The organism is Streptomyces sp. NPDC057963 (genome assembly GCF_042887155.1).
Lineage (GTDB): Bacteria > Actinomycetota > Actinomycetes > Streptomycetales > Streptomycetaceae > Streptomyces.
Genome location: NZ_JBHVPX010000002.1, coordinates 426,657 through 446,053, shown reverse-complemented (window position 1 = coordinate 446,053; position 19,397 = coordinate 426,657). Strand labels below are relative to the sequence as shown.

The window sequence follows — 19,397 nt, the reverse complement described above, 5'->3', positions numbered from 1 at the left end:
GCGGGTACGAGGGGCGAGTCGACGACCATGGGTGGGACGGACGGACTCCGCGGAAACGGGCTCCGAGGAAGAGGAAGAGAGACTGCATGTTCACCGACTGGCGGCAGTGGGCCCGGCGCCACCCTTGGTCCGTCGATGTGGCGGTGGCCGTGCTGCTGTGGGCCATCGCGGTCTTCTCCAGCACCATGACCGGCGCCCGGATCGTCCGCGGCCCGACGCTCGCGTTCTCCCTGGCCGCCCTGGTGCCCTCCGCCGTACTGCTGCTGGGGCGCCGCAGGTACCCGCGCACGGTGGTGCTGGTGACGACGGTGTACGGCGGTGTCCTGGGCCTCATGAGCGGCCGCATGGGCTCCGACCCCAGCCCGACCTTCATCGGCGCCGCTCTGGTCGCCCTCTATCTCCTGGCCCTGCGTACGGACCTCCGTACGACCGTGGTGTACACGACCGGAGCGACTCTCGCTCTCCTCATCATCTCCGTCGGCTGGGGCGACGCCGCGTTGCTGCGGCCCGACCGGATCGGCGTTCTCTCCTGCGTCCTGCTGGCGGGTGCCATCGGTGAGTCGCTACGGAGCCGGCGCGATCATGTCGCCGCCGTGGAGGCACGGGCCGAGCTGGCGGAACGCACCCGCGAGGAGGAGGCACGCCGCCGGGTCAGCGAGGAACGGACCCGGATAGCCCGCGAGCTCCACGACATCGTCGCGCACCACATCGCCCTCGCCCACGCGCAGGCGGCCACCGCCGCGTACCTGCTGCGCAGCCGGCCCGAGCAGGCGCAGGACATGATGGACCAGCTCGCCGGAACCACCTCCTCCGCGCTGCGCGAACTCAAGGCGACCGTGGGGCTGCTGCGCAGCGAGGGCGATCCGGAGACCCCCTTGGAGCCCTCCCCCGGCCTGGCCCAGCTCCCCGAGCTGATCGCCTCGTTCGAGCAGACGGGCCTCGTCGTCTCGGTGTCGGTGGAGGGCGCGGAGCGGCCGCTGTCGCCGGGGACGGACCTGACCGCGTACCGGATCGTGCAGGAAGCGCTGACCAATGTCACGAAGCACGCGGGCTCCGCGGCGGCGTCGGTCCGGCTCGGCTACTCGCGCCGCCTGCTCACGCTCACCATCAGCGACGACGGGCACGAGCCGCAGACGGCGGGGGCGCCGGGGTACGGCCTCATCGGCATGCGGGAACGGGCGCTGTCCGCCGGTGGCCGGCTGGCCGCCGGGCACCGGGCGAGCGGCGGCTTCGAGGTGACCACGGAGCTTCCGCTGGAGACGGCTGAAGCGGAGCCCGAATCGTCACCGGGGCGATCGGACCACGACGAGAGGACGGCGCGGTGACCATCCGGGTACTGCTGGCCGATGACCAGGCGCTGCTGGCCGGAACCTTCCGGCTGCTGATCGACTCGAACGACGACATGGAGGTCGTCGGTCTCGCGGCGGACGGCCGGGAGGCGGTGGAACTGGCCCGCGCCACGACGCCGGACGTGGTCGTGATGGACATCCGGATGCCGGGCCTGGACGGGCTGGCGGCGACCCGGGAGATCTGCCAGGACGAGGCGCTGCGGGGGACCCGCATCCTCATCCTCACCACGTTCGAGATCGACGAGTACGTGGCCCAGGCCCTGCGCGCGGGTGCCAGCGGCTTCCTCGGCAAGGGCGTCGGGCCCGAGGAACTGCTGGACGCCATCCGCACGGTGGCCGCGGGCGACACGCTCCTGTCGCCCGCCGCGACCCGGGCCCTCATCACCCGCTACCTCGCCCGCCCGGAGGGCAGGATCGCCGCGCCCGAGTCCCTGGACGTCCTGACCGCCCGCGAGCGCGAGGTCATGGCGCAGGCCGCCGAAGGGTTGTCGAACGACGAGATCGCCGAGCGGATGCATGTCAGCCCGCTGACCGTACGCACCCATGTCGGGCGCGCGATGACCAAGCTGGGAGCCCGGCACCGGGCCCAACTGGTCGCCATGGCCTACCAGTCGGGCCTGGTGCGCGTGGACCCGCCGTTGCCGGACGCCGGGCGCTGAGGGCACTCCGGAGGGGCCGGGTCGGGGCAGGTCGGGCCGGGTCGGGGCCGGTCCGTCGACCGGGACGGGGCCGGTCCGTCAGCCGGGTCGGGGGCGGCTGCTCGGCGGGCCGGTCGGCCGGGACGGGGCCGGTCCACCGGCTGGCCCGCTCACCCGTGTGCCCCAGCGAGACGCGGGAGCGCGACGCTTCCAGCGCGCGGGGAGCCGGTGGGCTGGCTAGCGTGACAGACCGGACCACCCACCGAGCACGAAGATCGTGAAGATCACGAAGGAGTCGACGTCATGGCCGTACACCCGGAGGGCACACCGTGCTGGGCCGACGCGATGTTCCCCGACCTCGAAGGCGCGAAGCGCTTCTACGGTGACGTGCTGGGCTGGACGTTCGGCGAGTCCACGGCCGAGTTCGGCGACTACACGCAGGCGTACGCCGACGGCAAGGCGGTCGCCGCCGTCGTGCCCCCGATGCCCGGACAGGAGGGACCGTCGGCCTGGTGCCTGTACCTCGCCTCGCCGGATGCCGCCGCCACCGCCGCGAAGATCCGCGAGAACGGGGGCGAGACGCTGATGGACCCCATGGAGGTCGGCGCGTTCGGCACGATGCTGCTCGCCCGCGATCCCAGCGGTGTCCTCTTCGGCGTGTGGCAGGCGGGCGCCCATGAGGGCTTCGAGGCCCAGGGCGTCCCCGGCGCGTTCTGCTGGGCCGAGGTGTTCACCCGGGAGCCCGAGAAGTCCGATGCCTTCTTCTCCGCTGTCTTCCCGTACCGCATGGTGAAGATGGAGGACGACCACGTCGACTTCAGGATGTTCAACCTCGGCGACAGGACGGTCATGGGGCGGATGAAGATGGGCGACGAGTTCCCGCCCGAGGTGCCGCCGTACATGAATGTGTACTTCACCGTCGCGGACTGCGACGCGGCCGTCGCGAAGGCCACCGAGCGCGGCGCGATCCTGCGGTTCGGCCCGATGACCATGCCTTTCGGCCGCTTCGCCGCGCTGACGGACCCGCAGGGTGCGGCGTTCTCCGTGATCGACGTCCACACGACCGAGGGCGAGGTGCCCAGGACGTCCCCGGTGTCCTGACCCGGCCGTGCGTGCCGGCGCACTCCTCACGTCCCCGGCCGCTCCAGCAGGTCCGGCAGATGGGCGAAGGAGTCGATCACGTGATCCGGGGTGCCGTCGGCGGCCCGGTGGGTCTCGGGGAGGTACTTGCCGGTTCTGACGAGTACACCGGTGAGTCCGGCGCGCTGGGCCGCCAGTACGTCGGACTCGATGTCGTCGCCCACCATCAGGGCCTGCGACGCGGTGGCGCCGAGGTGTGCCAGGGCCGCGGCGAAGAACGATCCGGCGGGTTTGCCGGTGATCTCCGCCTCGACGCGGGCGGCCCGTTCCAGCCCCAGGAGGAAGGCTCCGGTGTCGAGGTCGAGACCGGTGGCCGTACGCCAGTACATGTTCCGGTGCATGGCGACGAGCCGGGCGCCGCGCCGCACGTGGTGGAAGGCGCGGTTGAGCGCCGCGTAGGTGAAGGCGTCCCCGGCCCCGCCGATGACGACGACGTCCGGCGCGTCACCGTGAGTCGGACCGGGCCCGTCTCCGTCCCCGTCTCCGGCCTCATCCACAGCCCCGGTCCCGGCCCCGGCCCCGTACGCGCCTTCGTCGACGAGTGTCACGCCCGCCAGGTCCTCCCGGATGTCGCCCGTGTTGATCAGCAGGCAACGGGCGCCGGGGTGGTGCTGCCGCAGGTGGGCGGCGGTGACGGCGGGGGCGGTGAGGATGTCGTCGGCCGTGACGGGGAAGCCCTCGGCGGCCAGTTTCCCCGCGATCGAGGCACGGGTGCGGGACGTGGTGTTGGTGACCAGCGCCAGCGGAAGCCCCGCCCCGCGCAGCCGTTCCATGGCCGCCACGGTGCCGGGCAACGGCTTCCAGGACACCGTGAGCACCCCGTCGATGTCGATCAGGACCGCTCCGATTCGTTCCATGCCACCGACCCTGCCCGAGTTGCGCGGACACCGCACTTGGGGTTGTTTCGAGGTAGGAAGCGGGTGGGGTCCGCACGGCCCGTGTGGTCCCTGCCTCCCCTGGTTGGGGGTGAACCGCCGTGCTGTTCGCCGACCGCGCGGACGCGGGACAGCAGCTGGCCGAGGTGCTCCGTCATCTGGAGCGGGAGAACCCCGTCGTGCTCGGTCTGCCCCGGGGCGGAGTCCCGGTGGCCTTCCAGGTGGCACAGATGCTCGGCGCTCCCCTCGATGTGATCGTGGTCCGCAAGCTCGGCGTGCCGCACCACGAGGAGGTGGCGTTCGGCGCCATCGGTGAGGGCGGGGTACGGGTCCTCAACGAGGACGTCGTCAGCCACCTCCGGGTCGGCAAGCAGGATCTCGCGGCGATCGAACACGTCGAGGCGGCGGAACTCGCACGGCGGGCGCAGGCCTACCGCGCGGGCAGGCCGCGGACGCCGGTCGAAGGCCGCACCGTGATCGTCGTGGACGACGGCATCGCGACCGGTGCCACGGCCGAGGCGGCCTGCCTGGTGATACGGGCACAGCGCCCGGCACGTGTCGTGGCGGCCGTGCCGGTGGCGCCGCCGGACGCGGTCGTCCGGCTGCGGCGCAGCGCGGACGAGGTGGTGTGCCTGTCCATGCCGCGCCTGTTCTACGCCGTCGGGGAGTGGTACCGGGACTTCGGGCAGACGTCCGACGAGGAGGTCGTCTCCCTGCTGGCGCAGGCCAGGAACAGCGGACATGTGACGCCGGGCTGCGACTGAGCGGAGCGCTTGCCCAGTCGCAGCCCCGTCACGGTCAGTCCGCGCAGTACGCGTCCCGCTCCGGCCGGACCCCCGTGTTCAGGAACGTGGTGACCGCGCGGTCGCCGCAGGCGTTCCCGTGGCCCAGGTACATGCCGTGCCCGCCGTGGTCGACGGCCACCAGGCGGGCCCGGTCACCGAAGGCCGCGCGCATCTTCAGGGCGCCGGAGTACGGGGTCGCCGGGTCGCGCAGGCCCTGGATCATCAGGACGTTGGACGGTCCCTGGTCCGTGATCCTGGTCGGCTGCTCGGCGGGGGCGTCCTTCCAGAAGGTGCACGGGGTGATGTTCGCTGTCATCCCGGCGGTCAGCGGGTGCTTCACGCGGTCGGCGGCGACGGCCCGCGCGTACGAGGAGACCGTGCCCTGCCAGCGCACGTCGTTGCAGATCACGCCGACCGTCACGGCCGCGTCCTCGTCCGGTATCGGCCCGCTCAGCGCATCGGGCAGGACCGGCTTCGCCGAGGGGTCCCCGGCCGCCCGGACGAGCCCCGCCAGCCCGGCAAAGGCGTCGTCCTCGTACAGGGCCAGCTGGATCGCCTGGCGCAGCCGGTTGCCGGTCAGCCGGATGCCCGGCGTGGTGGACTCCCTGGGTTCACGGTCCAGCCGCGCCGCCAGGTCCAGCACCAGCGGCTGCACGTCCTCGGCCCGCCGAGCCAGCCGCAGCCCCTCCGCTTCCCTGGCCGGGTCCGAGGCCCAGCGCGCGAAGTCGGGGAAGCGGTCGGCCGCCCCCACCGCCATGTTCGCCAGCCAGCCCTTGGCGACTCGCGACGGGTTCGGGTCGCCGCTGCTGTCCAGCACCCAACGGTCCGTGTGCTGCGGGTACTTCTGCGCGTACACGGCGCCCACGTAGGTGCCGTACGAACTCCCCCAGGCCGACAGCTTCTCCTCGCCGAGCGCCTGCCGGAAGCGGTCGATGTCCCGTACCTCGTTGGCCGTGGTGAGGCTCCGCAGCAGCGCTCCGCCGTTGCGGGCGCAGGCCTCGGCGGTACGCCGGGAGCGTGTCACGTTCTCGGTGATCGAGCCGTCGGCGCCGGGCCAGGCCCGCAGGTTCACTAACTCCCGGTCCTCCGGGGCGAGCCCGCAGCTCGCCTTCGGGCTGCCGCCGACCCCGCGCGGGTCGAGGCTCACGATGTCGTACCGCCCCTCCGTCTCCCGCTGCAACCGCTCCCCCTTCTGCGTCACCCGCTGCACCCCGGAGGAGCCCGGCCCGCCCGGGATCACCATGAGCGTCCCGCGCCGGGCGGCCGGACGGTCGCTGCGGACCCGGGTCACCGCGAGGGAGATCTGCGGGCCGCCCGGGTCGCGGTAGTCGAGCGGCACGGGCAGCTCGGCGCACTCCTGCCCGGCGGGGCCGCCGTCCTGGGCACAGGACCGCCAGGAGAGCGCGGGCGCGGGGTTGGCCGACGCGGCGGCCTGCGAGGGCGCGGCACCGGTGAGCGCGGTGGCGACGGCGGTGACGGACAGGGCGACGAACGCGGCAGATTTTCCGTAAGTCCTCATGCCGCAAGCCTTGTTGAGCCGACCGCCGCAGCACAACCGGGAGGCGCCACCATTTGGGGTGGAGCTAGCCCCCGGCGAACTCTCCGGCCTTCGCGCCCGCCACGATCGTTGTCCAGCGCTGCCAGGTGACGGTGCAGGCACACGGGTTGGAAGTTGTTCTGCCGAGTAGGAACTCTCGCGAATAGGCGGGACAGGGGCGCGGTTGGGCCTTGCTGTGGTCCGGTTGCTACCCGGCTGACGTTACGCCCGCGCTCCGGCTCCCCGAACAGATGCCTCCGTGCCCGGCAGCACTCCTTGGACGACCACCGCGACTTGGCAGAATCGGATCGGACCGGATATCACAAGTCACCGGCACCAGCCGGAACTTGCGGACCGGCAGCCGACAGGATGCGCCCGTCGAACCAGACGGGCAAGACAGCTAGGAGATCTCCATGGATCGAGTCTCGGCGGACCGAGTCGACTACGAAGACGACGGTCTCCACTACCTGGACGACGTGCCTTTCACTGGGGTCGCGTTCACGGAGAAGGGCGGCGTCCTCAGGTCCGAGGCGACCTACCGGGAGGGTCTGCGGTGGGGGCCGACGAAGGAGTGGTACGCGCCGGGGCAGCCCATGGTGGACTCGATGTTCGCACGGGGGGCACTGCATGGACGGGCTCGGGAGTGGCACAGAAACGGGCAGCTCGCGGAGGACGGCGAGTACGAGTACGGCATTGCACTGTGGGCGAAGCAGTGGGATGAGAACGGTGTCCTGGAGGACGACCACACGCTCACGGAATCCGACTCGGACCATCAGACGCTGCTGCACTTCCGGTCGCTCTACAACAGAGCGTCGTAACCGTGACGGGGCTGCCACTCGCCTGTCCGACGAGACAACCACCAGCGCTGCGATCACCACACCTGCGGCGCTGTGCGACCGTTGGGGAGTGATAGGCCGGTGCTGCCTTCTTGGCTTACCGAACCGCTCGTGACCAATTTGTCGCCCTTCTGCCGCATCGGCCCGCCTTCGATCCAGCCCACCCGCCGGGCTGCCACCGCCGCCGCAACCAGTCAGCGGCCCGCCAGAACATGAACCCAATGCACTGACTGCGCAGTTGGGAACAACGAGAAGCCCCGCCATGCACTGCACGGCGAGGCTTCTCGGATCACATGCGCTGGATCCGGCGAGGTCAGACGGCGCCGAACTCCCCGGCCTTCACACCCGCCACGAAGGAGGAGAACGAGGCGAGGGAGGCGTTCATCACCGGGCCGCGCGGGTTCTTGGAGTCACGGACGGGGACGACGCCGCGGAAGGCGACGAGGTTGGCGGCGACCTCGATGCAGTTGCCGCCGTTGGAGCTGTACGAAGACTTGAACCAGCGGGGAGACTCGGTCGTGGTCGTCACGGGGTGCCCTTTCGTGCCTCACGGATCATGGTCACCGATGCCGCCTGGGACAGCGCTTCGGCCTGCAGTTGATGGTAGGCCGCCAGCAAGGGGAGGACCAAGGTCGTATCGCGCTCCACATGGCCCCGCATCTGAGACTCCGCGTATGCGACGGCGGACAGGTCCGACAACGTCAGCAGGTTCATCGGAAGGTTGAACGGACGGCGCTCCGCCATGTCGAAAGGGGCGATCTGGAGCACGGTGTTCGGCAGTTCGGCGAATTCCAGCAGTCGGTCGAGCTGGGCGGCCATGACCTCGTCCCCGCCGACCCGCCTGCGGACGCAGCTCTCGTCCATCACCACCAGCATCGTGGGAGGGCGGGGCCGTACCAGCACTGCTTGACGCTCCGCCAGGAACGAGACGCGGTCGGCTGCTTGCTCGGACGTAATGGAACCGCGCCACACGTCACCTTCCGCCAATGCCCTCGCGTACCCCTGCGTCTGCAACAGCCCAGGAACGATCCCGACTTCGTACAGCCGGATCTCCGCAGCACGTCCTTCGTAGCCCACGTACTGCGGGAACCCCTCCAGCAGCGAACCGTGCCGGATCTCGCGGTACTGGCGTTCGAACGTGTCTGCCGTTTCCCCGGTGCCGAAAACCTGGTCTGCATTGCGCGAGAACCGAAGAGTCGGCATCTTGCGACCAGTTTCGACGGCGGAGATGTGGGTGCCGGAGTAGCCCATCCGGTCGGCTAACTCCTCCTGCTTCCATCCGCGCTCCTCTCGCAAGCGGCGGATGCGTGCACCAAAGGCGGCCTCCGGGCTGCTCTCGGGGTCCAACTCCTTGCGATTCAACGGCTGCCACCTGACTTTTCGCTCGTCCCGAACAAGTTGAAGCACTCCCGACTCTAGGCCAACCTGAACCCCCTTAGTAGTGGAATGACTACGGAGGGGAGTTATCTGTGTTCGCCGAGAACAGGCGTGAAACAGAAGGCTGTTGTCCCGAGTGCCAGGAGCTCCGGCTGGCCGAGGCCCTCGCCAGCGATCAGCACGACTACAGCGGGGCGACCGACTGCCGGGTGCTGCTCCGGCGTCACCGGGACACGGCGGACTGCACGGAACGAGGATCGGCATGAAGGAGCAAGATCCCGCGCCCGAGCCGGAGTTCCCCGAGTTCAACCCGCTGCGCTGGCCGCCCTGCGAGTGCGCGCGATGCCGCGCCGGCGGGAACGACGACGCCGGGGACTCCGCGTCGATACGGCAACTCCGGGCCAAGGTCACCGAGGAGAACGGGCTGCGCAACTCCCTCCGGCGGACGCGGTGAGAACCCCGGCGCGCATCGGCTCGCGCAGACGGAAAGATCGCCGAGGTGACGATCCGGGTGAAGGCGGCGGCCTACCGGGACAGCCGAAGGTCCCAGCCCGCCGGACCCTCATCGCCGCCCGCGCAGACCAGGGCCGGGGTGTAGCTCTCGGGCGCGGGCCGTCCGACCGCCTCCCACTGCTGTAGCCAGCCGCGCAGCACGGCCAGGGACGGGGAGTCGGACCGATCGGCGAGGATCGTGCCGTCCTGCTGGATGACGGCCGCCGTGGTCGCCGTGGTGTGGCCGATCGCCCACAGGTCCGGACTCAGCCCGGCCGTGGTCAGCCGGTGATCACCCAGGGTGGCGGCGAACGTCCGCCAGGCCGGCCAGTCGACGTCGGCACCACCGTACGGCTCGGTGTGCGCGTCCTTCAGCAGCCGTTCCAGCGCGGTGCGGGCGCCGGTGTGCAGCGGGTCGTCCTCCTGACGCCAGGCGATGGAGATCCAGGAGGGAGCGGGCACACGCACCTCCCAGTCCACCCAGCGGCCGGGCAGGTCAAGGTCGGTCTTGGGCGAGGAGGTCGCTTCGATGTACCCGCCGGTGAACACCGCCTCCACGACCGGATTCCCGCCGCTCACGCGGATCTTCGCGACGACCGTCATGTTGGGCACTGCGGCGATCGGCAGCGGGGCGACGATCAGCCCGCCGTCGACAACCTGGTCTACGCAGGCCCTCGGCAGCAGCGGTGGGGTGCACCAGGCCACCATCCGGTGGTACGGAGCCCGCGCGGCGAAGCCGGCCGTGCCGTCGGCGGTGTGGCAGCGGACGTTGTCGATGCCGCGTTCACGGTGGATGAGGTTGGCCCAGCGGACCAGGAAGTCGTCGACGTCGAGGCTCGTCACCGAACCGGTGGGTCCGACGAGCTCGGCGAGCAGAGCTCCGGACAGGCCCGAGCCGGTGCCGAACTCGGCCACCTCGTGGCCGGGGCGGACATCCAGGGTGGTCAGCTCTCGGTGAATGACGACCGGGTTGGAGCGGTGTGGTGTCGGCCCGCGGCCTTCGTGGTGGGTGTACTGGCGCTCAGGGACAGACTCGGCAGCCAGGGCGACGGCGTTCAACGGGTTCACTCCTTCGAGGGGTTTCGGTACGGGCATTCGGTCAAACTGCTCCGGGCGGGTGAAGGACACGGCGCCCGATGACGCGGGCTGGATCAGACCGTCAGGGCTGCGTGGTGGTGCCACCCGGCGGCGGTGTACTCGCCGACCTGGCCGATCTCGGGCACCTCGGCCCAGGCGTGGTACTCCACCGGCGGCGGGGAGAACCTCACCCCCAGGCACCAGTTGAGGCGGCGGCCGAGCAGAGCTGCGGCGAGCACGGCTCCCAGCGAGGTCTCCATGCAGGCGGCCCGCCCCGGCCAAAGCCGGCCGACGTGCCGAACCGCACTGACCAACGCCGCCGCCCGCGCGGCGTCGAGCGGGCGGCGGCCGATCTGCCGGGCGAGCCGGGCAGCGCGGACTGTGTGGCGGAAGGGCAGCCGCAGCAGCACCAGCGCCAAGAAGAGGCCCGTGGCTGCCGCCAGCCGCTCGGTGAAGGTGCCGACGCGGACGGTGGAGTACGCCTCCATGCTGGTCACCGCCGCCACCTCCACCAGTGGCGCGCGAGCGCCGGTTCGTCGGCGGCCAGGCCCTGGGCGGCGAGCATGCCGACGACCGTGCGCACGTCGCGGGCAGCCTGCTCGGCACCGATCCCGTACCGCTCGGCGAAGCGGCTTGCGGTCTGCTCCTCGCCGGAGCCGGACAGCAGGAGCAGGACCACGGCGGCCGCGGTCGGCGTCAGATGTGTCCAGCGTCCGGAGCGCTCATCCAGGATGGCGCCGCCCTCGTCGGTGAGCACCGCGTGGGCGCTCTCACTCAGCCGCACGAGCGATCACCTCCCACCACGAACGGGCATTGGTGGCTTCGAGCTGCCGCAGCCACACCTCGGCGGCAACGGCCAGATGCAGGGCGCCCTGTGCGGTCGGCTGTCCGGCCGCCGCGCGGGCAAGCATCTTCGCCACCGGCGCTTCGGCGACCAGGCCGGCTGCGGCCAGTCGGGAGGTGGGACCGAGCAGGTCGGCAAGGACAGGAGCATGCTGGGTCAGGCCCGCGTAGGCGAGGGCGTTGAAGCCGCCCTTGGTCACCCGGGACAACACGAAGTCCGGCAGCAGACCGGAACCGGTGAACGCCGCGGCCAGCAGCGGCTTGTAGCGGCCCGGGGCGCCGCGCTCGTCGGCGGGGACAGCGAGGCAGGCCCGGATGACCTCGTTGTCCAGGAAAGGGGCGGCGATCTCGATGCCGTGTCCGGCGAGCGCGATCTCGCGCCACCCGGTGGTGTCCGCCCCCACCCGGGCCAGGTCCTGGCCGTCGGCCCATGCCGCCAGGAGCCGGGGTGCCTCCGCGCTGTTGTCGGCCGCCGTATCGAGGGCGTCGGCGAGAGCGGTGCGTACGTCGGGGCTCATCCAGTCCGCGGTGGCCAGCAGCGGTGTCCAGGCCACCGGCTGCTGGGCCTGCGGCACCCACTCCCTCGGTGCCTGACGGAGTACGGCGGCCAGGTGCCGCCAGGCCCCCGGCAGGTCGGTGCGCGACGCCGAACGGGCCCGGCGGAGCACGGTCCACGCGGAGGTGTGCCGCAGCCGGGCGTGCGCCTGAGCGTGTTGGAAGGCCCGGCGGTGCTGTCCCTCGCGCAGCAGATCGGACAGGTAGGCCGACGGTGCGGACAACACCGCATCCCCTGCCGTGCCGGTGAAGTGGACACCCAGTTCCGGGGTTCGGGCAACGACCGCGTCCAGGACGGACCGTTTGATGGAGGCCGTGACCACGTAGGCATTCGGGGAATCACTGGCCGGGAGCGATGACAGGTCGTCCAAGCCCGCGTAGTACACGGTGTCCACGCTGCCAGGTACCGCATGGTGAGTGAGGCCCGGCACCGAGGCTGCGGTGCGGACCGCGTACGCCAGGTCATCGTCACGCAGGCGTTCGTCGGCGAACGTCACCGCGGCCACCGGGCCGCTCTTCGCCGCCAAACAGGCCAGCGTGGTCGAGTCCAGCCCCGCCAGATCCGCGCTGACCGTACGGCCGTCGAGCCGGACGGCAACCGCCTCACTCAGCGCGGCCCGCACCGTCGGGGCGGCATCTCGCAGGCTCACCCGTCGGGCATCGGTCGGTCGGCTCGTAGCGCACGGCGGCGCTCTTCTCGGCAGTGATCAGCAACAGGTGTCCGGTCGGCACCCGGTTCACCGTGCGGAACAGGCTCCGCTGTCCGAGCACGTCCGGCTGGGCCAGGGCCAGATGGGCGGCCAGCGCGGTCGGGTCGACCTGTGCCCCGCCCAGCGCGGCCAGTGCACTGGCCGAGGTCGACCACCTGGTTCCGGCGACTTCGGTCCGCCAGTACACCGGGTGCTGGCCGGCCAGATCACCGATCACCGCCAGCGCCTCACCGCAGCGGGCGAGGGCCAGGTAGGACCCGGGCCAGCGGGTCAGTGCCCGCCAGTCCTTCGCCCCTACCGTCTCCAGCGCCTGCTCAAGTTGCTGGTCACCGGCGCCGCAATCGCCGACGACGGCCAAGGCCAGCGGGCCGGAGCCCGCTGTCCGGACCCGGTCGACGGGCCAGCCGACCGTCCACGTCGCCTCAAGTCCCGGAATCGGCCGCCCGCCTCTCGGCAGCCGGTCGTATTCATTTCCTCCGACACAGCCCGTACTCCACCGCATCAGCTGCCGCTCTCCTCGAAGTCCGTTCCATCGCTCGGTAGTCGACAAAGGAGCGGGCGCCGGACCGGATGTGGCCGTGACCCGGCACGGCCCCGCAGCCCGACGCCCTCTCACCCCCGGAGCCGGGCGTGGCACTCAGCCCCTCCGGCCCCGGGCAGAGCGGTGGTTCAGGCGTTCTTGTACTGGGTGTCGTCAGCGGTGTCGAAGTTGTTGGTCCCCAGCGTCACCTCGGCGACGTCCCCGGCGTCCAGAACGATCGGCGCGGAGTACACGGGGGTGATGGTCTGCTCCATGATCGAAACCTCCAGTTCCTTTCGTCCCCGCACCCGGGAATGGGCGCGGTGGACGGGCGGTGCACAGCCGCACGGCAAGGGCCCGGGGAGCCGCTTGGGCCCCTGCTGTGCGGCCTGATGAACAGTCAACCCGCGCTGCCCATCCGGCGGTACGGTGGCGGGCAGGGCAAGCGGTATATCGGGTATACGGGCAGGTACTCATGACCACGCGCACGCCGAACCACCAGCTGCGGGACCTCGTCGCCGAATCCAGGCTGACCTACGCTGCCCTGGCCAAGGCAGTCCGCACGGTGGCCGCCGAGTGCGGCGTCGCCTTACGGACCAACAAATCCACCGTCGAGCACTGGATTGCCGGCACCACGCCCGCCGGAGACACCGGCCGCTACCTCGCCGTGGTCCTGTCCCGGCGGCTCGGCCGCCTGCTGACCCTTCCAGACCTCGGACTGGCGGACGAGGACGGGCAGGAGGATGACAGCATCGGTCTGTCGCTGGGGGCCGACCCGATCGAGGCCCTACTGCCGATGTGGAGGTTCGAGTTGGACCGGCGCCGCTTCCTGACCACCTCTGCCTACTCGGTGGCCGCCGCCGCCCTGCCGCTCTCGTACGTACAGGACATCGCCGACCGCATGGCCGCCGCCCGCACCGGCCAGATCGTCGGCATGGCCGAGGTCGCCGCAGTGCGCGACATGGTGCACGTCTTCTCCGAGATGGACGAACGCCACGGCGGACAGCACGGCCGCAGCGCGCTCGTCCAGTACCTGCGCGACGACGTCGCCCCGCTGTGCCGGGGCCGCTTCCGAACCGAAGAGATCCGCCGGCACATGCTCTCCGCCGCCAGCCGCGGCGTGCACCTCCTGGGTTGGAAGTCCTACGACGCGGGCCAGCAGGGCCTCGCTCAGCGGTACTACCTTCAGTCCTACGCGCTCGCCGTCGAATCCGGGATCACCGGCCACGACGGGTTCGTGATGCGCACGATGGCCATGCAGGGCCTCAAGCTGCACCGACCAGAGCACTGTCAGGGCCTCGCTGAAACCGGACTGAACCGTGCCAAGGGCAAGGTCGACGCCCAGACCGAATCCCTCTTCCGCGTTGTCCACGCACACACCCTTGCCAAAGCCGGCCGGACGCAGACGGCCCTCGCCGAGGCCGAGCAGGCGCGCGCCCTGCTGATCGCCGCCCCGGGGGACGAGGTGCCGTTCTGGGCCCTGGCCTGGGGCCCTCCGGCCGCCTCGGTCTACTCCCGTACCGCGAAGGTCTACGAGACGATCGGCGATCACCGCGCCGCCGCCGAGCAGTACGCCCGCGCCGCCGCCTCCCGTCCCGCCGGAACCTATGCGCGGATCGTCGCCCTCGACCTGGTGGCCGGCGCCGAGATGCAGCTCAAGCGCGGCCGGATCGAGCAGGCATGCGCCACCTGGAACCGGGCCATCGACCACATGGACGGCGTGCGGTCCGCACGCACCCGCAAGGCCGTCACCAGCATGCGCCGGGACCTCGCCCGCTTCCGGGCCCGCGGCGTACGGTACGCGGCCGAACTCGACGAACGCGCCACCGACTTCCTCACCCGCGCCTGAAGAGAACGCAGCAGCCCTTTACGGGTTGAGGATCACCCGTTGCGTCTTCTGTGCCTACCTGGGCCGGCCTCCCCTCGGGACAGCAACTCCGGGCAAGACCTGGTGGGCCACGCGCCGACGTAGCGGCCGGCGGGCCCGCCGAAGGTGCGGTGGGCCTGCCGGGGGATGCAGCGATAGCCTGGTGCGTGTAGCAGGCAGGAGACACGTACGTATGGGAACTCGGAATCCCCAAGGTCCCGTCATCGCGGTGATCGCGCTCGGCGGCGTGCTCGGAGCGTGCGCCCGCTACGGCGCCGCGCTGATCTGGCCCACCTCCCTGCTCGGCTTTCCCTGGACGACACTGATCGTGAATGTCGTCGGCTGCGCGGTGATCGGTGTGTTCATGGTGGTGATCAGCGAGGTGTGGGCGGCGCACCGGCTGGTGCGGCCGTTCTTCGGCACGGGGGTGCTGGGCGGCTTCACCACGTTCTCGACGTACGCGGTGGACATCCAGCGCCTGGTCGAGGGTGACCGGGCCCGTACCGGCCTGGCGTATCTGGGACTGACACTGTGCGCGGCCCTCGCGGCGGTGTGGAGTGCGGTGTGGGCGACCCGCCGCGTGCTGGCGTGGAGGCAGTCATGACGGCGCCGAACACGGAACGGGCACTGCGCCTGACGGTCCTCGTCGGCGAGTCCGACGGGTGGCACCACCGGCCGGTGTACACGGAGATCGTGCACCGGGCGCACCGGGCGGGGCTGGCGGGCGCGAGCGTCTTCAGGGGGATCGAGGGGTTCGGCGCCGGGTCGATGATCCACACCCAGCGGCTGCTCTCCCTGAGCGAGGACCTGCCGGTGGCGGTCGTGATCGTGGACGCGGAGGAGCGGATCCGCGCGTTCCTGCCGCTCGTCGACGAGCTGGTCGCGGACGGCGGTCTGGTCGTCCTGGACGCCTGCGAGGTCGTCCGGTACGCGGACGGGAACGACACCGACGAGAGCGACACCGTCGGGAACGACGCCATCGGGAACGACGCCGTCGGCGACGGGAGCGACCGCGACGGGAGCGACCGCGACAGCCGGGAGCGGCGCCGGTGAACTGGCTGCTGGTGATCGTCGGGGCGGCGGTCGGGGCGCCCCTGCGGTACCTGACCGACCGGGCGGTGCAGTCCCGGCACGACACCGTCTTCCCGTGGGGCACGTTCGCCGTCAACGTGAGCGGTTCGCTGATCCTGGGGCTGCTGACCGGCGCGGTGGCGGCCGGCGCCGCCTCCTCCTCGCTGCAACTGCTCCTCGGCACCGGACTGTGCGGGGCGCTCACCACGTACTCGACCTTCAGCTACGAAACGCTGCGGCTGGCCGAGGACGGGGCGAAGTTCTACGCGGCGGCCAACGTCGTGGCGAGTGTGGTGGCAGGGCTCGGCGCGGCGTTCGTCGGTGTCTCCCTCGCCGACGCGCTCTGGGCGTAGCGGCCAGGGGCGTACAGGCGCGGACGGTCGGCGTCCCCTGCCACCGCGATGCGAGGCGGTGGCAGGGGAACGCCGTTGGGGAGGAGCCGCCACCGGTCCCGGGCGATTCAACCCGTTCCACGCCGACAGCGGTCCGTCAGCCGCCGACCCTAGGCACGGGTGCGGTCCCCCGCCGCGCACCACGCCAACGGCCCGCCGGGCACCACTCCAACGGCAGGCGCTCTCCGTACGATGCGACGCACACGCATGATCCGAGAGCGAGAGGTTCCTCCCGTGGCCGTCAGCAGTACCACTCCTCCCTCGTCGCGCCCCGTCACCGTCGTCACCGGCGGCAGTCGCGGCATCGGCGCCGCCACCTGTGTCCGGCTGGCGTCCGAAGGGCATGACCTCGCCCTGGGCTTCGTGAGCGACGCGGAGGCCGCCGAGCGGACCGCGGCGGCGGTGCGGGCCGCGGGGGCGCGCTGTGTCACGGTGCGGGTGGACACCGCCGTGGAGGCGGATGTGGAACGGCTCTTCGACATCGCTGCCGCACAGCTCGGCCCGGTCACCGGGCTGGTCAACAACGCGGGGGTGACAGGTCCGCTGGGCCGGCTCGCCGACACCTCCGCCGAGACGCTGCGCCGGGTCCTCGACGTGAATCTTCTCGGCTGCCTGCTGTGCTGCCGCCGGGCCGCGCGGGACATGACGGCCGCCGGGTCCGGCGCGATCGTCAACGTCTCCTCGGCCGCCGCCACCCTCGGCAGCCCCGGGGACTTCGTCCACTACGCCGCCACGAAGGCGGCGGTGGACGCCCTGACGATCGGGCTCTCCAAGGAACTGGGGCCCGACGGCATCCGGGTCAACGCGGTTGCCCCCGGCATGATCGACACCGAGATGCACGCCACCGCGGGCGACCCCGGCCGTGCGGCGGCGGCCGCGTCCGGCATCCCGCTCCGCCGCCCGGGGGCGGCCCCGGAGATCGCGGCGGCCGTCGCGTGGCTGCTGTCGGACGAGGCGTCCTACGTGACGGGGGCGGTCCTGCGGGTCGCGGGCGGACGGTAGCGGAGCGGGCACGGCGGCGTTCCGGCGGGGCCGGGGCCTGGGGCCGGGGGTGGGCCTGGGCCGGGGGTGAGGCTGGGGCGGGAGCCCGAACCGCGGCAGGAGCCCGAACCGGGGCCGGAGCCTGAGTCGGGGCCGGGGCCGGAGCCGCGCGGTCCCACCGCGGGCCCCGGAGCGGGCAATTCATGGAGTCTTCGCCCGGATGTCGTCCATACGGGCCATTCCTCCCCCGGTCCCGCGGCTAGCTTGCAGACGATCACCCCCCGACGATCGCCCTCCGCGGAGACACCCATGTGCAGCCCCCTCCACCAGCCCGACGGACCGCTCCTGCCCGGCGCCGGGCGCCGTACGTTCCTGCGGGCCGCCGCGCTCACCGGTGCCGCCGCCGCGGCCACGGGGTTCGTGTCCGCCGCCCCCGCCGCGGCTCTCCCCCAGCAGAACGCCGGTGCCGCCACGGCCCGTTGGCACCCCGATCCGGAGAGTTCGCGGTTCACGCTCGTCGTCATGCCCGACACCCAGTACCTCTTCGACGGGGCGAGCATCAACAAGGCCCCGGTCGAGGCGTCGCTGCGATACGTCCTCGATCACGGCCGCGACGAGAACATCGTGTTCCTGTCCCATCTGGGCGACCTCACCGAGAACGGCCGGGCCGACGAATTCGAGGCGATAGGCGAGGCGTTCGAGCTGCTCGACCGGCGGCAGGTCGGCTACAGCGTCGTCGCGGGCAACCACGACATCGCGTCGTCCACCGACGACGGGCGCGGCCGCACCCCGTACCTGGACACCTTCGGTCCGCGGCGCATGCGGCGGCTGCCCACGTTCGGCGGGGCGACCCCGGACGGCTACAACACGTACCACGTGTTCCGCGCCGCCGGGCGGGAGTGGCTGGTGCTGGCGCTCGACTGGCGGCCGTCGGCGGCGTCCCTCGCCTGGGCCCGGAACGTCATCGCCGAGCACCCGCACATGCCGGTCGTCCTCACCACCCACGAGCTGGTGTACGCCGACGCGGACGGCGACGAGGCCGCGCTCTCCGACCACGGAACGCATCTGTGGGACGAGCTGATAGCCGGGCACGACCAGATCTTCCTCACCCTCAACGGCCACTACTGGCCCGCCGGGCGCACCACCCGCAGGAACACCGCCGGCAACGACGTCCATCTGCACCTCACCAACTACCAGAACCGCTACTACGGCGGCAGCGCGATGATCCGCCTCTACCGCTTCGACCTGGCCAGGAACACCATCGACGTGGAGACGATCTCGCCGTGGATCCTCGGCCGGGCAGGCGAGCGGCTCAACGAACTGGAGCGCGGTGAGATCGAACTGACCGGCCCACAGGACCGGTTCGCCGTCCCCATCGACTTCGAGAAGCGGTTCGCCGGCTTCGCGCCCGTGCCCGTGCGCGGCCCCCGCCCGGCGAAGCAGCTGCTGATCCCGGGCACGGTCGCCTACTGGCGCTTCGACTCGCCCGCGCACCCGGACGGTTCCGCAGCCGCCGCCGATCTGCGCGTCCCCGACCTGTCCGGGCACCGCAACGACCTGGTGCGCGAAGCCGTGCCCGGAAGCGCGCCCGACGCACTGCGCTGGTCCACCGGCCACCACCCCGACCAGCCCGGCCACGGCAGCCTCTACTTCGACGGCTCGAAGCCGCCGCTGCGGGGCGCGTATCTGCGTACGGAGAACAACGCCCCGCTCAACACCAAGACCTTCAGATCCGGCTACACCATCGAGGCGTTCCTCCGCCTCCCCGCCGACTGGGACGCCGGACGCAACGCCTGGGGCGCCGTACTCGGCCGCCGGGGCACGCTGGGGGCCGCGGGCAAGACGTCCGGCGACCCGGACGAGCCCGTCGCCACCCTCTGCGTGTCGGACGGCCCCGGCCTCCAGTGGGCGGCGGCGCCGCTGAACCAGCCGGGGGCCGTCACCAACTGGAGCCATGAGCTGACGCGCGAGCGGTGGTGGCACGTGGCGGTCGTCAACGACGGCAAGCACACGACGATGTACGTCGACGGCTGCGTCGTCGCCCGCAATCCCGCCACCCGCACCACCGGTCTCGCCACCGCGGGCCTGCCCTGGCTGCTCGGCGCCTATGAATACGGGGGCAGGCTCGACCAGTTGATGCACGGCTGGCTCGGCGACGTCCGCATCGTCGAACGCCCCCTGCGCGTCCGGGACTTCATGACGGCCTAGGACCTCTCGTCCGGATCACGCCGGGCTCGCGGGGTGATCCGGACGAAAGACCCCGGACGCCGCCGTCCCACTGACCGGGCAGTCAGTTGATGACAACCTGACCAGCGGTCATAATGCAGGTGTAGCCCTTCACGCATCCCCCGT

General features: G+C 71.6%; 21 protein-coding genes and 1 pseudogene. 12 read left to right on the top strand and 10 right to left on the bottom strand.

Annotated features, from left to right (window positions below):
* The first annotated feature begins 86 nt into the window (after positions 1–86).
* From ACFVT1_RS05775 to ACFVT1_RS05765, 3 genes are all read left to right on the top strand, one after another.
* On the top strand, positions 87–1,325 hold the full coding sequence (locus tag ACFVT1_RS05775) for a sensor histidine kinase (RefSeq protein ID WP_389792872.1): 1,239 nt from the start codon (positions 87–89) through the stop codon (positions 1,323–1,325).
* A complete protein-coding gene (locus ACFVT1_RS05770) occupies positions 1,322–2,008 on the top strand; it encodes a response regulator (RefSeq protein ID WP_389792869.1) in 687 nt (228 codons plus the stop codon). Before ACFVT1_RS05775 ends, ACFVT1_RS05770 begins: the two co-directional genes overlap by 4 nt.
* Positions 2,009–2,290: 282 nt before the next feature.
* Positions 2,291–3,088 (top strand): VOC family protein, encoded by a 798-nt coding sequence (locus ACFVT1_RS05765; protein WP_389792867.1) that lies wholly within the window; start codon positions 2,291–2,293, stop codon positions 3,086–3,088.
* A gap of 26 nt (positions 3,089–3,114) precedes the next feature.
* Here the strand turns inward: ACFVT1_RS05765 and ACFVT1_RS05760 are convergent, their stop codons facing one another.
* Positions 3,115–3,984: an HAD-IIA family hydrolase gene (locus tag ACFVT1_RS05760; protein WP_389792865.1), complete on the bottom strand. Its 870-nt coding sequence runs from the start codon at positions 3,982–3,984 to the stop codon at positions 3,115–3,117.
* 119 nt (positions 3,985–4,103) lie between these two features.
* On the opposite strand from ACFVT1_RS05760, the pseudogene ACFVT1_RS05755 reads away from it, so the two are divergent.
* Positions 4,104–4,730, top strand: a pseudogene (locus ACFVT1_RS05755) (phosphoribosyltransferase); the annotation flags it as partial.
* A 70-nt stretch (positions 4,731–4,800) separates the two neighbouring features.
* Here ACFVT1_RS05755 and ACFVT1_RS05750 read toward each other — a convergent pair.
* Positions 4,801–6,306 carry an alpha/beta hydrolase gene (locus tag ACFVT1_RS05750; RefSeq protein WP_389792863.1) on the bottom strand — a complete coding sequence of 502 codons (1,506 nt, stop codon included), beginning with the start codon at positions 6,304–6,306 and terminating at the stop codon, positions 4,801–4,803.
* A gap of 431 nt (positions 6,307–6,737) precedes the next feature.
* Between ACFVT1_RS05750 and ACFVT1_RS05745 the strand changes: the two genes are divergently transcribed.
* Positions 6,738–7,142, top strand: coding sequence for a toxin-antitoxin system YwqK family antitoxin (locus ACFVT1_RS05745; protein ID WP_389792861.1), 405 nt, complete (start codon positions 6,738–6,740; stop codon positions 7,140–7,142).
* Between the two features lie 331 nt (positions 7,143–7,473).
* Here ACFVT1_RS05745 and ACFVT1_RS05740 read toward each other — a convergent pair whose 3' ends face one another.
* Both ACFVT1_RS05740 and ACFVT1_RS05735 read right to left on the bottom strand, forming a co-directional pair.
* Entirely contained in the window at positions 7,474–7,689 is a 216-nt protein-coding gene (locus tag ACFVT1_RS05740) for a DUF397 domain-containing protein (protein WP_389792859.1), read from the bottom strand.
* Positions 7,686–8,522 (bottom strand): helix-turn-helix domain-containing protein, encoded by an 837-nt coding sequence (locus ACFVT1_RS05735; protein WP_389792857.1) that lies wholly within the window; start codon positions 8,520–8,522, stop codon positions 7,686–7,688. The genes ACFVT1_RS05740 and ACFVT1_RS05735 overlap by 4 nt, the downstream gene beginning before the upstream one ends.
* Before the next feature lie 277 nt (positions 8,523–8,799).
* On the opposite strand from ACFVT1_RS05735, the gene ACFVT1_RS05730 reads away from it, so the two are divergent.
* On the top strand, positions 8,800–8,991 hold the full coding sequence (locus ACFVT1_RS05730) for a hypothetical protein (protein WP_389792855.1): 192 nt from the start codon (positions 8,800–8,802) through the stop codon (positions 8,989–8,991).
* Between the two features lie 71 nt (positions 8,992–9,062).
* On the opposite strand, the gene ACFVT1_RS05725 is transcribed toward ACFVT1_RS05730, so the two are convergent.
* From ACFVT1_RS05725 to ACFVT1_RS05700, 6 genes are all read right to left on the bottom strand, one after another.
* A complete protein-coding gene (locus ACFVT1_RS05725) occupies positions 9,063–10,097 on the bottom strand; it encodes a protein-L-isoaspartate O-methyltransferase (RefSeq protein ID WP_389793354.1) in 1,035 nt (344 codons plus the stop codon).
* Positions 10,098–10,180: 83 nt separating this feature from the next.
* The gene (locus ACFVT1_RS05720) at positions 10,181–10,594 is read right to left on the bottom strand and encodes a lasso peptide biosynthesis B2 protein (protein ID WP_389793353.1); all 414 of its coding nucleotides are present in this window, start codon (positions 10,592–10,594) and stop codon (positions 10,181–10,183) included.
* Between the two features lie 5 nt (positions 10,595–10,599).
* Positions 10,600–10,890, bottom strand: coding sequence for a PqqD family peptide modification chaperone (locus ACFVT1_RS05715; RefSeq protein ID WP_389792854.1), 291 nt, complete (start codon positions 10,888–10,890; stop codon positions 10,600–10,602).
* Positions 10,877–12,154, bottom strand: a complete 1,278-nt coding sequence (locus tag ACFVT1_RS05710) for an asparagine synthase-related protein (protein ID WP_389792852.1) — start codon at positions 12,152–12,154, stop codon at positions 10,877–10,879. Before ACFVT1_RS05710 ends, ACFVT1_RS05715 begins: the two co-directional genes overlap by 14 nt.
* Complete coding sequence (locus ACFVT1_RS05705; protein ID WP_389792850.1) at positions 12,108–12,716, bottom strand: hypothetical protein; 609 nt, start codon at positions 12,714–12,716, stop codon at positions 12,108–12,110. Before ACFVT1_RS05705 ends, ACFVT1_RS05710 begins: the two co-directional genes overlap by 47 nt.
* 167 nt (positions 12,717–12,883) lie before the next feature.
* Positions 12,884–13,009 carry a lasso RiPP family leader peptide-containing protein gene (locus ACFVT1_RS05700; protein WP_344512892.1) on the bottom strand — a complete coding sequence of 42 codons (126 nt, stop codon included), beginning with the start codon at positions 13,007–13,009 and terminating at the stop codon, positions 12,884–12,886.
* 200 nt (positions 13,010–13,209) lie between these two features.
* On the opposite strand from ACFVT1_RS05700, the gene ACFVT1_RS05695 reads away from it, so the two are divergent.
* The 6 genes from ACFVT1_RS05695 to ACFVT1_RS05670 all read left to right on the top strand — a co-directional run bounded on the left by ACFVT1_RS05695 (position 13,210) and on the right by ACFVT1_RS05670 (position 19,253).
* Positions 13,210–14,583 carry a hypothetical protein gene (locus ACFVT1_RS05695; protein ID WP_389792848.1) on the top strand — a complete coding sequence of 458 codons (1,374 nt, stop codon included), beginning with the start codon at positions 13,210–13,212 and terminating at the stop codon, positions 14,581–14,583.
* Positions 14,584–14,794: 211 nt separating this feature from the next.
* A complete protein-coding gene (crcB, locus tag ACFVT1_RS05690) occupies positions 14,795–15,205 on the top strand; it encodes a fluoride efflux transporter CrcB (RefSeq protein ID WP_389792847.1) in 411 nt (136 codons plus the stop codon).
* Positions 15,202–15,654, top strand: coding sequence for a DUF190 domain-containing protein (locus ACFVT1_RS05685; protein ID WP_389792845.1), 453 nt, complete (start codon positions 15,202–15,204; stop codon positions 15,652–15,654). The genes crcB (ACFVT1_RS05690) and ACFVT1_RS05685 overlap by 4 nt, the downstream gene beginning before the upstream one ends.
* Positions 15,651–16,025, top strand: coding sequence for a fluoride efflux transporter CrcB (crcB, locus tag ACFVT1_RS05680; RefSeq protein WP_389792843.1), 375 nt, complete (start codon positions 15,651–15,653; stop codon positions 16,023–16,025). The genes ACFVT1_RS05685 and crcB (ACFVT1_RS05680) overlap by 4 nt, the downstream gene beginning before the upstream one ends.
* A gap of 273 nt (positions 16,026–16,298) precedes the next feature.
* Positions 16,299–17,066, top strand: coding sequence for an SDR family oxidoreductase (locus ACFVT1_RS05675; protein WP_389792841.1), 768 nt, complete (start codon positions 16,299–16,301; stop codon positions 17,064–17,066).
* A 288-nt stretch (positions 17,067–17,354) separates the two neighbouring features.
* Positions 17,355–19,253, top strand: coding sequence for a LamG-like jellyroll fold domain-containing protein (locus ACFVT1_RS05670; RefSeq protein WP_389792839.1), 1,899 nt, complete (start codon positions 17,355–17,357; stop codon positions 19,251–19,253).
* The last annotated feature ends 144 nt before the right edge of the window (positions 19,254–19,397 follow it).